General features: G+C 40.4%; 8 protein-coding genes. All 8 read right to left on the bottom strand.

Annotated features, from left to right (window positions below):
- Window positions 1-134 (bottom strand): ISAs1 family transposase (locus tag HMPREF0106_RS25580; protein ID WP_009038883.1); only part of this gene is annotated, 134 nt, incomplete at its 3' end.
- Between the two features lie 309 nt (window positions 135-443).
- The gene (locus HMPREF0106_RS22330) at window positions 444-1,835 is read right to left on the bottom strand and encodes an FAD-dependent oxidoreductase (protein ID WP_004323029.1); all 1,392 of its coding nucleotides are present in this window, start codon (window positions 1,833-1,835) and stop codon (window positions 444-446) included.
- Between the two features lie 20 nt (window positions 1,836-1,855).
- Window positions 1,856-3,889, bottom strand: coding sequence for a hypothetical protein (locus HMPREF0106_RS22335; protein ID WP_032850986.1), 2,034 nt, complete (start codon window positions 3,887-3,889; stop codon window positions 1,856-1,858).
- Window positions 3,890-4,063: 174 nt separating this feature from the next.
- On the bottom strand, window positions 4,064-5,167 hold the full coding sequence (locus tag HMPREF0106_RS22340) for a glycoside hydrolase family 105 protein (protein ID WP_004323027.1): 1,104 nt from the start codon (window positions 5,165-5,167) through the stop codon (window positions 4,064-4,066).
- Window positions 5,168-5,180: 13 nt separating this feature from the next.
- Window positions 5,181-8,111 (bottom strand): glycoside hydrolase family 2 protein, encoded by a 2,931-nt coding sequence (locus HMPREF0106_RS22345; RefSeq protein WP_009038881.1) that lies wholly within the window; start codon window positions 8,109-8,111, stop codon window positions 5,181-5,183.
- A 14-nt stretch (window positions 8,112-8,125) separates the two neighbouring features.
- Window positions 8,126-9,271, bottom strand: a complete 1,146-nt coding sequence (locus tag HMPREF0106_RS22350; protein WP_004323025.1) for a glycoside hydrolase family 130 protein — start codon at window positions 9,269-9,271, stop codon at window positions 8,126-8,128.
- 104 nt (window positions 9,272-9,375) lie between these two features.
- Entirely contained in the window at window positions 9,376-12,087 is a 2,712-nt protein-coding gene (locus HMPREF0106_RS22355; RefSeq protein WP_004296566.1) for a glycoside hydrolase family 2 protein, read from the bottom strand.
- A 331-nt stretch (window positions 12,088-12,418) separates the two neighbouring features.
- Entirely contained in the window at window positions 12,419-14,146 is a 1,728-nt protein-coding gene (locus tag HMPREF0106_RS22360; protein ID WP_004296567.1) for an endonuclease/exonuclease/phosphatase family protein, read from the bottom strand.
- Between the last annotated feature and the right edge of the window lie 50 nt (window positions 14,147-14,196).

Below are 14,196 nucleotides of genomic sequence, written 5' to 3'. Positions count from 1 at the left end.
TCATTCCAAGACTGGGCGCCACAGATTACAGCAGCAATGGATATATAGATAATAGTTTCCATTTTATGTACTTTTTTGCGGTTCATCCTAGGATCTTCTATTTGTTTACAAAGGTCAATTATGCCAATTTTCATGTTAGTTTATGTTTTATAATATCTTATAAAGATAAGGAAAATAATCGACATATACAATAGATAATACACTAATAGTCAATAATATAAAAATAAAATACAAGTTGTAAGATAGTAAAAAATATAATGCGTCGACCCTGTATGCTAGAAATATTCTCTATATTTGTTGTAATATTATATCATTTAAGTCACTAGTTTCATACTCTTTTATCTGCTATTTACAAGGTTTAGATTCTTTTTTCGACTATAAAGATACAACATTTAAAAGCATTTGTCAAGAGATACATCTTATAAAATACCTCCTCCAAGCATTTATAAAAAGTATTGTCCTTCTTCTTTTAACCTTTTACGCAACAAAACAGTATCAATTTTATGAACGTCATTCCTTGTCTGTTTGATGGCATGCACAGCAGCCATTCCAGCGGCTTCCCCCGTCACCAGACAAGGAGGCATTACCCGCAAACTTCCAAAAGCCTCTTCATCAGTAGAGATACAACGACCAGCCACCAATAGATTCTTTAATCCTTTGGGTGTCAGACAACGATAAGGGATTCCATGCGACTCTCCTTTTTTGTAACGTGTCTCTTTATGGCCTGGCTTATGAACATCAATATAGTAACAGTTACGTCCGATCTCATCTTCAAACGTTTTGCGTTCCAGCCAGTCCTGAAAAGTAAACGTATAATCCCCTTCAATCCGACGGCTATCTCTGACTCCCAGCAAGGAGGCAGTCTTCACTACAAAAGCACTACCAAAAGCCTTGGGCCGCACTTCTTTCAGTGCTTCCAAATATTGCTCTGCTATCTGCCTACCGATAGCCATTGCCCGCGTAGTATCCCATGGATCGGTCGAATCAACATTATCAATATGCCCTGCATTGAACTGAACCACATCCGGACCAATCAGATTACTATTGAAATGTTTGCCTATCAATGGATATTTTCCGGACTTAATCACATCATAAATAGGACTATTCTTGTTACTCGTATGTAATGAAGGGCCTATGAGATTATAGTGATAGCTATCGACATTGGCAAACGAGAAACATAAAGTAGAACTTTGCACTACTCCATCCTCTCCTCCTTTTTTAAAGGAAGCACCTGCCCATGCAGCCACATCACCATCTCCTGTTGCATCAATAAAGACTTTCGCCTTGAATGCGACAAGTCCGGATTTATTTGCCACAATGATAGCGTCTATTGTATCATTTGCTGACATCTCAACGGCTGCAACCCTCGAAAAGAAAAGAACCTGAGCTCCCGAATCAGCGACCATTTGATCATAAACCTGCATCAGATATTCGGGATTTATGTTCACCCAGTTCAACTTCTGTTTTCTCTCATGAGGCACTCCTTTTTTTGATGCCTCGAATATCTTTTCCGCCAATCCCCTATAAATGATTTTCTCACCATCCGAAAACGGACACCATGCCGGAACCATCCCTGCAGTTCCCATACCACCAAGTTGCCCCATTGCCTCAATCAATAAAGTCTTAGCACCTTCCCTAGCTGCAGAAATTGCAGCGGTACATCCACCAGGTCCACCACCGATTACAATAACATCCCATCGATCGTCCACCGCAATCTTAGTGTTCTTCAGACGTATTTTAGACTGTAGGGTATCGCCATTCACATTAAGGGCAGGAACTGCAAAAGCAGCACTAAGCAGCCCAGCTTTTTTAAGAAAATCTCTTCTAGACGTCATTACAAATTAATTTATTATAATTACTTTTTCATAAAAGTCTCTGCACGCCCTGGTGTAAACAGCTCCCACAAAGAAGCAACAGTCCATCCGGGCGCAAAAATATCATTATAGTATCCTTTACCATTCTTTCCATAATCCCAACTTGTATGTTGGACAACCTCCGGATAATAACCTACCTTTGCAATACCGCACATATGCCCTTCATAAGGTAATAATTGGCGCATAGAAGTTGAAATTACTTCTGCAAAATCTGAAAAGCGAGACTCGTTATACTCGTTCGACAGCCAACGAAGCACATCGGCAAATTCAAACACAAAGACATCGATATGATTATTTTCTACTGATACATTTCCCCAGCCACGTGTTTTCAAACCAATATCACCCAGCATCTGACCGGGAGCAAAAGGAACATCCCACAAATAATACCATGATAAGGCGAAATAAGCGGCTTGCTTTGTCAGGTCAGCATAATGTTTATGTTCCTCTCCCTTAGTAACCAATGAAAGATAATAAGTAGCAGTTGCAGCATAAAGTGATGCTTCTTTATCTTCACAATTCGCATCAAGGGTAGATGAGAAATAATCTGCTTTAGAAATCAATTCTTTCTCCAGATAACCTGCAGTCCGCTTAGCACTATCCAAATAACGTTTATCCTTGAAATACTTATATCCCATCACCAAAGGCAATGTAGCAGAAGGAGTGCTTCCCCCACTTTTATCTACAATAGTGAAATCGTCACGAAACTTACGTGGAAAACTGCCGTCAGCATTTTGCAATTGCAGAAACATATCCAGCATTTTCTTCAATCGTTGTTCCCATTCCGGATGTTTACGTCCTTTTTCTTTTTCATAGGCCAGGAAATGGAAGATTGCATAAAGCCCTTCTGACTGACGACGGATGCTATGAACAGGATCTTCAGAATTCTTATCAAAATTAACCGATTCCTTGAAAAAGCCTGCCTCTGTGAAACCATTCTTCAGGTAACTATCAAAGACTTTAGTACTATTAGCCTTCAAATCCTCCCGGTTACATTCCCAGCCATATTCCCAAGCATTGAATGCATTCAGAAGAACACGACCGATAAAACCGACCTCTGCCTGCCCATTACTTGTACATGCGTCTATCCTAAGATGTATGCCCGAATTATATACCAATGGATATTTATCAACAAAACTACTTACAAAGAATTGGCTAAGAGTCTGCTTCATATACTCAATTGAGTAGGGAGTATCAACAGGCTTGGGAGAATATGTATCATAACAATATTCCCAGGTATGGCGCACAAAATCAGAATAGTCTTTGACTTCACCTTCAACAATTTGCCAGGTCAACAAAATAGTTTCTCCTTTTTTCAGAAGCTGATAAGCAGTCACAGCCGGAGCTAATGTCAATTTACGAATATAACTTTTGGGAGCTTCCCGATAAGGAAAACCGAAAGAAAGAGTAGCAACACCACCTTTATTTTCAAATCCGGTATACCCCAAAGATGTCTTATCCGAAAGAATAATCTCACCTTCCCGATGCGTGGCCAAAGTGCTGTTTACAAACTTATCCAGTCTGTTGACAGTCATAAAACGTTGTGTCTTCTCACAGAAAATTCCCGTAAGAGGTGCACTTAACCTGTCTTCGCTTACAATCCAACTATCTGATGTATGGAATGAAGGAGCCTCTTTGGGTGAACGTAGATTACGTCGATACCAGAACCCCGGCATATAGAACAGGCAGTCATCATGACGGAAGCCGGTTGCCATCTGTTGATTGTAATTAAAATAGACATCTTCCAATGCAGTGATAGATACACTAATACGTAGCCCATCATTACCAGTAACTATATTTTGAGACACAGTCAACGGCATCTTTTCCGAATTCTCCAAATAATAAGTGCCATTATTATTCTGCGATTTCTGAAAAGTCAATGGATAGTGTTTCGCCCCATTTCCAGGTACTTTCAAAGAAATAGATGCAGAAATCGATTCCGGCACATTATTAAAAGCCTCAGCAATAGTGGCACATGCCACAAAAGCCATCCCACAAAGTAAATATTTCAAACTCATATAAAACATGATTGCGAATCAGCCTGTCTGATTCCGTTTGTACTAAATTGTTAAACCAAAGTTAAGGAACATCCTTCACATTGAATAAAAGAAATTGAGCTATAAATAAAAAAATTATCCAAATCAAAAGAAATATCTCCCAAAAGCCTCAATTACTACTCAATACCGGAACAATTACTTTTCCATTAGAGCGGCAGCACACCACAGATAAGGTCCTTGCCCATGATAATCACCCGTGCGGCGTGGACGGTCATAATAATACTGTTTACTGTTCTTCTTATTCGTACCCACGCAAATTTCTCTCACTTGATTTTTATCATTAAGATATGAGACTAAAGCTATCCACGCCTTACGAGCAGCAGGAGCATATTCTTCAGCATTCAACCATCCATTCTTAACTCCCTTGATAAAAGCAAAAGTGAACATAGCCGATCCTGATGTTTCAGTCCAACAGTCAGACTGGTCAATCAACTGATTCCACAAGCCCTCCGGATTCTGATATTTCTTCAGACTTTCCATCATTGTCCGATAGCCCTGCAAAATACGAGGACGGTCTTTGTGATTTTTAGGCAAACACTGAAGTAATTCCGTCATTCCGGCAGCCATCCAGCCATTTCCGCGCCCCCAATAATAAGGTACATCCGGTGCATGATAGAAAAGACCGTTCGGACGTTGCAACTCATCCAGATACATCACCATCTCTTTAGCTGCACGATCAATATATTTTTTATCCTTCGTCACTTTATAAGCACGAGTCTGCACAATTGTAATCATATACATATCATCAATCCACAAACGTGTTTGCCAGGAATATCCTTTTTCAGCCCATTCCTTTTCCTCCGGTTTCGCATTTGCAGGCACTTTCCATTGAGAATCGGCATAAGGCAATCCTAAATACCAATATTTCTTATCCTTCGTCACAAGATATAACTCAAGTGGCAAACTCCCAAACATATTCACATCAACATGATTCATAATAGGTTGCAACGCTTTCTCCTCGGTAAACAGAGGTTCAAACTTATCTTGCAAACGATTGAGAAGTTCTTTATCTTTTGCAAGATAAGCATACCGTAAAGCCCCGTTCCAATAGAAAGTCTCCGGATAACCAATCCATTTTCCGACATGAAGCGCATGTTTCTCTGTCAGAAAACGATAGGCCAATCGCTTACCTATTTCCTCCGGAGTAGAGCCCTCCGGGAAATCTTTCAACATACTCGTTTGAGCAAACAACAACTGAAAAGGAATAAAAAATAATAATATTAATACCTTCTTATACATAAATACCTAATCTTTATTTATTCAACAATATATCTTTCGATTCAACATTATATCCATCTACCCGCAAAAGCATCTTATCCACCCCTTCTTTACAATCCACCTGAAAACGGATTTCTTTAAATTCGCCGGGCATCAAATAAAAATATCCGTCATCAAAATAAGCAGGACGAATGGGCGCATCTGTTTTTGCATTCCTCAAAGTCAATGCTATTGCGGCTGCCAGATATTGTCCTGGATTTTTCACAATAAGTTTACCCTCATAATGATTTGCTTTTTTCGCAAAATTCTTCACAGATACATTCACCGAAGCAACCGGTAAATCAGTCAGAACCTTTCCATCCCATTCCTTTTGATTGAGCCAATAGACATTATCATCCAACAACTTTCCATCATTTGTTGTCAATACCAGCTTTACCCAACTGAAATCAGGAAGACCTTTTATATCCTCTAATTGTGCTACAGGAGTCAGTGCATTAGCTGTCACATGACTTACCTTCTGTTGTGAGGAACGTATCTTTTTTCCTACTTTATCGTAAACCACGACTTCCACTTTCAAATTCCGATATTCTTTCAGCGTAGTATTAATAATATCAACTTTATGTTGACTATTAAGACTCATCTGAATATGAAGAGGACGGCACGCCTTTTGAGTGCCATAATAGGCACCGGCAGTTTCGCCATTTGAACTGTAATTCTGCCAAACCATACTGGGCCATGCAGGATGGCTCATCCACAATAGCACCCCGGAAGCATCATTCCACATCTTACTATTCCATGCTTCAAAAATAGCCCGATGGCTTTCGTAATTAATCAATTGTGCTTTCTTGCAGAAATCATCCAAGTTATCAGAAGGTCCCAATTTACGATCCATCCCTTCCTTATAAAGCTCACTAAAAGTCTTACTACCATATCTATGATTATGCCAGTCATGATAATACCAAACATCACTAATGGGCCATGTATCCTCTTCCGCCATAAACTCACGAACTGTTTCAGCCGTAGGTAGCGAAGGAGTACCCACTTCGGATCGGAATCCTCCTGCTAAAGAACGGTAGTACCAGCCTGCATCAAACTGATAACGCCAAGGCCCGCTTCCTGAACTATTCAATGAACGGGAATTTCCTGTATAATGCCTGCTGCCATCCTCTTTAGCTAAAGTGGCGGCCAACATGTACTCAAGTTCATTAGTCGCAAATCCTTCATTACGTGCACACCATAAAGCAATAGAGGGATGATTGCGGAAACGACGTACTGTTTCGGTCACATTTCTAACGAACAGGCAGTTATCCAGCGGATTGAGGTTAAACCCATCTGTCGAAAGCCAAAAATCATTCATAACCAACATTCCGTACTCATCACAAAGCTCATAAAATACTTCTTCCGTACTCTCACCTGTCCAGTTACGAATCATGTTATAATTCATATTCTTATGCAACTTCAAGGCAGGTTCCAGTCGCTCCCGGGAAACTCGCTTCATACCATCATCCATTCCCCAGTTACCTCCTTTACAAAAAATCCGTTGTCCGTTCACCTTTATAACCATATATTCTTTCATCAGTGAATCTTTTATCAACTCTATTCCTTGTGAAGATATTGGTTTTAATAAATAAGGGACAAACTCTCCATCGTAATTCGTATAGCGAACTTTATTATCTGTTTTCTTACGTTTCACAGTATCAAAAGCGGGTTTTCCATCTTGCAAAGCAGCAGTCGGATTATAGTTCAAACGCACTATAGGAGAGTTATCCTCGTACGCAGACAATTCATACTCCAACTCACGGATACCGATACGCATCTTCTTTACGTCAAGCGTGTCCTTACCTGATGAAATCAGACTTAAAGATGCATCATATAAATACTGTTCTCCATACCCATTCGGCCACCAGAGACGTGGATTCTTCATTTGCAGTTCTTTACACTCATTAGAAGTCAGCTTAATCATCCTCTTTTCATTTGCATTCAAAGAGACCGGATAAACAGCTGACAATCCGCCAATATTAAAATGCAAATTAGCAGTACGAGTCGTTTTAGAAGAATTATAAATCTCCGCCTGAACGATAAAATTGACAGAAGTAGTGTCAGGCAAAGGCAAATCCGTAATCACATGTGTATCAACAATTTCCAATTCATTTCCAAATTTGACTCTGACATCCTGCCAAATACCCATGTTTCGGTCGCGTATGCCGGGAATCCAATCCCAGCCTTCTGAAGAGATAAAAGTAGGACCATCCAGGCACAATGCTCCACCATTGGGACCAATTCCTTCTTTCCTATTTGCCTCGTGAGGAATACCGGGATTGTTAGGCGGAAGAATACGAATGGCCAACAGATTCTTTTTATCATAATCCACCCAAGGAGTTATATCAAAAATACCTCTCTCAAAAGCACCGGTCATCGTTCCTAATAACTGCCTATTGAACCAGATCTCCGCTTTATAATTGATTCCATTCAGAATCAACTTCACTTTCTCTCCCTTCTTATTACGAGGAATACTAAAAGAATTGCGATACCACCAGTCCATCCGGCAAAGCGTATCGGGAATCAATAAATTATTAAGTCCCCAGTAAGGATCAGGGTACACACCCTGATCCACCAATGTAGTTAAGACTGTACCTGGAACTGTTGCCGAATACCATTCACTTGTATCTAAATCTTGCGCAACTACTGATTTTTCGGCAGCTCTAGCTTTATACCCTTCTATCATTTCCCATCCTTTGGATAGTTGATACTCCCAATCGGAAAGCGGACTCAATTCTCCGGGTTCTATAACCTTCTTTTTAAGTTTAGCTGTCTGAAACGAATATTTTGAATGAGGTATCACTTCGGAACTTTGCCTACGTGATAAACCAAAATTCCATTTCAATTTTTGCGAATAGATGCATTCTATAGAAGAACACAGAAAAATAGCAATACAAGCAATATATGTATCCAGCTTTATTCTCATTGTTTTATAATCTACTATTTTATCTTCAGCTTCTTTACATCATCACATACAGCGACTGCTACCCGAGAATCAGCACAACCATAATAGAGGTATAATTTCCTTTTGTGATATGCAAGTCCCTCAATAAATACTGTTCCATCTTTGTACTGTCCGCTCTTCTCAAAAGGAGCCTCGGGAGCAAAGAAAGGCTTATCCAAACGATCCAATACTTTATAAGGATCGTCACCATCCAATAACAGCTGTCCGGCACAATAAGCATTGGCTGGATAGTCAGCATCTCCAGTTTTACCACTATTCTTACCATTATACATAAGAACAATACCATGTTTGGTACGAACAGCCGGAGGACCACATTCTGTCAGCAAACTATCAAAATGCCCTTTACGAGGTTGTATAATTTTCATTAGCTCATTCTTCTCATCCAAAACCGGATACCAGTCAATCAGGTTATCAGAAGTAGCAGCATATACCGCATACTCTCCCCAATACATCAAATACTTACCGTCAACTTTATCAATGACCAGTTGATTTCCTTTCAATTTTGTTAGAATAGAACCTGACTTGCAGAAAAGATTATTAAATCGACCGTTATATGCCTTATCAAAGGCAAGTCCATGTTTTGTCCAATTCTTCAAATCTCGGGAAGTAGCTACAGCAAGACGCGCTTTTTTTCGATTCCATGCCGTATAAAGCATCACATACAATCCGTCTTCGGTCATAGCCACACGGGGATCTTCGCAGCCCCCCGGCCAATCTTGATCTTTAAAATTATCTTCGGCAGGAAAAAGAACAGGGCTAGCCATCCTCTTCATCTCAATCCCATCCTTACTTTCAGCATAACCAACACGTGAAGTTCTTTTACCTATGCCTTGAGCCGAATTATCTTCTGCGCGGTAAAGTACAATAATTTTTCCGTCTTTTGTAGTAGCAGCCGGATTAAATGTATCACTTTCTTCCCACTTCACTTGCTGTTTCCGCATCGGACAATAAAATTCTGTCGGTTGCGGTGATATGACAGGATTAACTCCTTCCGGACGATGGAACGGACCAATCACCCAATTATTATCCTGTTCTTCCTGAGTAGTATCTAAAGAAGGTGCATTAGTAAATCCACATGCTGATAATATACCGACTACACCTATGATAAACTTAAGTTTCATCTCACTTCTTTTTAATGATTAAAATGATTTCTCTACAATATCAATGATTGATTCCACAATCTACCGAAACAAAGAAAGCAGAATCAATTCATATTCTTACTTTTTTACTTCAATTTATATTCTTGCTTATTTATATTCCAGCCTTTCAGTGCCAACACAGCTCCATCTTTCAACTTTCCTTTTGCGGTTTCAATGGTTACCGTTTTCTTTTCACCCGGCATCAAGGAGAAGAAATTGTCTGTATAGAATGAAGGACGTATCGGACTCATTTTTGAATTCAGGAATTGCAACTGATTAAAGAAAGCAATCTGCCCGGAGGTATTTCTCAAAGTAATATCTACAAAGTAATTGTTATCATCTTCTCTTACTTTATAGGTAAGTTTCACTTTTGCCTGCTTCAGTTTACTCAAATCTTCAAAACCTGAAGCAGCCGGACCGGTCAAAGTTTTGCTTCCTTCATATTTGTCATTAGAACGCCAATAGAAGTTAGAAGAAACATCTTTTCCCTTTTCATCTTTCAGAATCAGTTTAATAAAGTGAACTTGAGATATGTTTTCCGGGAAACGAATAGTCAACGCATCGTTTACCACTCCATCCGAGGGTAGATTAACCACTGCTGATTCTTCAAATACTTTCTTGCTGTTAATATCGTAAACCTGTGCTATCACTTTATAATTCTTAAATTCACGATAATAATCATTCACTACAGACACTGTATTCTTAAGATAGTCAAACTGTGCATGTAATGGTTCTAAAGAGTTGGCAGTATGATAAAGCGACGCTGTCGGTTCCAGAGACCAGTCCCACATACGGGAAGCCACTTGAGGCATAGAGCAGTTATGATACCAAAACAAAAGTCCGGAACAGAAACGATCACCATAATCCAGCTTATTGTAGTTCCATACTTCCCAAATGCTCTTCGAATTAATAGCTCCCAACAATTGCCCTTTCTGTGCAAACTCATCAATGGATGATGATTTTCCGTAGTTATTCACCAAGTCTGTATACATAGTACTCATCAGATGGAAACCATTTCCATCCAGATAATCCCATACTTCCTTATTGATAGGCCAAAGGTCTTTTTCATCCATCATTTCTCGGAGGATTTCCACAGTTGGAAGAGTAGGTGCACCGTATTCCGGATTAAATCCGTCTACACGGCTTCCTCTGGGAGAGGCCGTATTTTCATAATGCTGCATCGGATTTACCTGTTTGTAAGGACTGCCATCATGCACTCCTTCACATTCGGACTGCATCTGGAAGCCACGTGTACCATCCAGTTTATTCAGTAATTCAGGAGTACCGGTAACTTCTGTACTCTCATTAGAAGCAACATAATAAGCCAAAGAAGGATGATTACGAATACGTTTTACGGTAGATTCCACGTTACTCATATAGAGAGCCTTATCATGCGGATGACGAGTATCACCAGTCATCCAGAACTCTTGCCATACCAACAATCCCAATTCGTCACACAATTGGAAGAAATAATCAGACTCTGCAATTCCGCCTCCCCACATTCTTAAAAGGTTGACACCGGACTGGCGGGAGTACCGCAATTCTGCATAGGTACGTTCATCCGAAGTTCTCAACATTGCTTCCGGTATCCAGTTGGTACCACGAATAAACAATCGTTTACCGTTCACATAAAAGACACGTGATTTATCTGGCGTCTTTCTATCCGAGACAATTTCACGAATACCGAATCTTGTTTTCACAGAATCACATTCTTTGCCATCAACTGATACTGTCAGCTTCAGGTCATATAAGTTTTGTGGTCCTTTATTGACAGGCCACCACAGTTTTGGAGAGTTAATAATCAGTTGCGGGAACTCTTCGGGGGAGAAGGTTGCTGTTTTTTCTTCTCCACGCATCAGTCGGAAGGTCTTTTCAAAAGTGATATTTTCACCCACAATTTCACCCTTCACCTTGCAACTGATTACCCGATTACTGGTCGATGGATTGATAATCTCAACCGATACAGTCTCACGAGCCTGGTCATAATCAGGTTTTCGCAATTCAGATTTAACGAAAGGATGGCGTAATGCTACTCTGCCTGTAGCATAGAGGGAAATATTTTTCCATATACCTGTATTACGGTCACGGATACCGTCCATAAAGGTAAAGTCCCAACCTACCGTCATCAACATGGTAGTATTCAAACCAATGTTACCGTTTCCACCGTTATGAAATTCGCCGGCTGCTCCCCAGGATTTCGGCTTCGCACTTCCGGGAACATCTACCGGATAGACCTTTATAGCCAGTCCGTTTTTTCCTCCGATTTTCACAAAATCCGTAACATCAATATAGTCCTGAATAAACATACCGTTCATTGTGCTCAACAAGTTACCATTCACCCATACTTCTGCCCGGTAGTTGATACCATCCAACTGTAACCAGACAGTCTTTCCCTTGAATGACTGCGGTACTGTAAAATCTGTCCGAAACCAATAGGTGTAAAAGTCACGTCCGGTTTCAGAAATATCCGGTATCAATTTAGATTCAATCTTATTATTGATTCCATAATAAGGCTCCGGGTATTTTTGGTTATACACCAAAGAATTCAAAACTGTTCCGGGAACGATGGCCGGCATCCAATTTGCAGTTGCATAATTGGATAACGAAATCTTTTCTCCGGGATCTGTTGCATCTCCAGCTTTTATCATTTTCCACTGGTAGTCGCCCTGATGACCAATTTCAGAATCAAGCCAGATGCGTTGCGCATTTCCGACATTGTTCTTCCCATTCTGTGCTGTCACTACTGCAGCAAAAAGTAATAATAAAATCGGGAAAAAGGTTTTAGCAATGTTGTGCATATTCGTACGTTACAATTTATTGGTTTATATAATCTTAAAAGTCTAAAACGGATGAGGACAAAAATAGTGTTTTCTACCTGTCCGGCATGCTAAAAACAAGTCAATAAATGAAATTTGAGTCCCAAACTGCCATATATTGCCTATTTGAAGGTTATCTAGCAACAGACAAAAAGACATTAGTTAATCATTGGTTTATCCATTACAAATAGTTGGCATGTTAGCTATTAATAGCTGAATTCTCGGATATTAATACCTTACACGACAGGTATTAATACCCGAGACCTCAATAATTAACAGTCTGGAGACTCACTAATTCCGGTGCACCGTTCCGTCATTTCGTAAAGACAAATTCTGTCCGTAATCCCCGGTGATCGAATACATTTTCAAACGGCCCCCAATTAGGAAGAACGATATCCGACGTTTCTGTCTTCTCTCCTATCACCTGACAACTTTTCACTTCCGTGTTGGGAGACAAGGTATAAAGAGTCAAATCTAATCGGTCTCTGGTGTCCTTCTCGCTCGGGCGCGGCGTCCATGTGAATCCCGGATGCGTCACAGGATCCGGATGTATCGTTCGGTAAGCATCACCTTTTATGCCGCCTTCCCACAAAGAACGGGTGGTAGGCCACTGAACAACGTAAGGAGCAAGTTCTGCTTTCAAGGCACCTTCCGTCCAGTCAAGCCATGACGGTTCATTGAAGTCACCCGAGAGACAAACAAAAGGAGTGGTAGACGAATTAAAATCCTCCAGCAGTTTGTCCACCATGCCTTGACGGGCTTCTTTATTGACTTTTACTACATAGTCAACATCGTCCGTACCTTCATATCCTTCATATGCGATACCATTCAACTGATAAGGACCGTAAGGATAGAAAGCACCGTGACAGTTCATCACCAGCACAACAATGCCATCACCCAAGTCGATATAAACACCATACTTGTTTGGTGTAATCCCCGAGAAAGGATAACGTGATATAATGCTGCATTTTCCCTGCCTATTGTTGGAGTGAGTATGAACGTAAAGCCCCTGTGCTTGTATATCAGATTCGGAGAGATTACTGCATTCCTGCGCACAAAGCACGTCCACATCAATTCTATTGAAGTAATCCAACACAACGGAAGTCGATTTACCCCATAAGTTTTGTGTAGCAAGTTTCAACGTTTTGGGTGCTACACGTGTTGCCCAAGTAGCAGCAACTTTTCCATTTGCATCAGCAGACATTTCAATATAGTAAGTCTTTCCACTGCCTACATTCAACGCAAGCCCCACTGGTACCGTTACCCGTACGTCCTGTTCTCCAGAAATCGGATGAGTGATATGCAGCGTAGCATTCACTCCAAAGGTTTCGGCGCACATATCCGGAAGCATATAACATACATCCTCTTGGGGTACACACTGATAGGTCTTTCGGGTTGCTACCGGAAGATTCTCATATTCACTGTAATGTTGAGGTTCGATATGAACATAAGGAACAGAAGAAGCGGCATCCGCAAAAGTCACGGAATTCACTGTAATATCCGAAGCTGTATCCGGATCCTTTTGCAAAACGATCTTAGATGCACGCGGAGCAAGAGTAACCTGCACCGATGCAGACGCAGCAGCTACACGAAGTGTACCATCTTTTTCATTGCCTCTACTGACAAGCATCGCCATCGGATCAGCTAACGGCAATTGAGGAGCATACGCTTCTAAATCCCAATAAGTCTTACCGGAAGCCAACTCTGGGAATTTATCAGCTGTGGTACACAAAAACAGGAATCGATAAACGACGCCTTTAATTACAGAAACCTTTATTTCATTTGCTGCATCCCCTATACTTCCTGTTTTGTCAAACAGATAATTATATTGATCGTCAAAACAGAATATTTTCCATTTCATTCCGTCCAAAGACACAGAAGCCCTGGTGGAGGACATCGTTAGCCCTCCCTCCATATTCAGACTGAAACGTATTTCTTTTGTGTCATCCTCCTTCTGCACATCACTTACATATCCTTCAGCACAAGCCGTGAATAAGCTGGAAATCATTAGAAGAATCACAAATAAAGTATTCTTTAGCATTTCTTACAAATTTAATCATTGAATATATATCCTTTCAAGAATCCATATAA

The sequence above is a fragment of the Bacteroides sp. D22 genome, from assembly GCF_000163675.1.
GTDB classification, from domain to species: Bacteria; Bacteroidota; Bacteroidia; order Bacteroidales; family Bacteroidaceae; genus Bacteroides; species Bacteroides xylanisolvens.
Note: the sequence above shows the minus strand (reverse complement) of the source record. Positions and strands in the feature narration are given on the sequence as shown.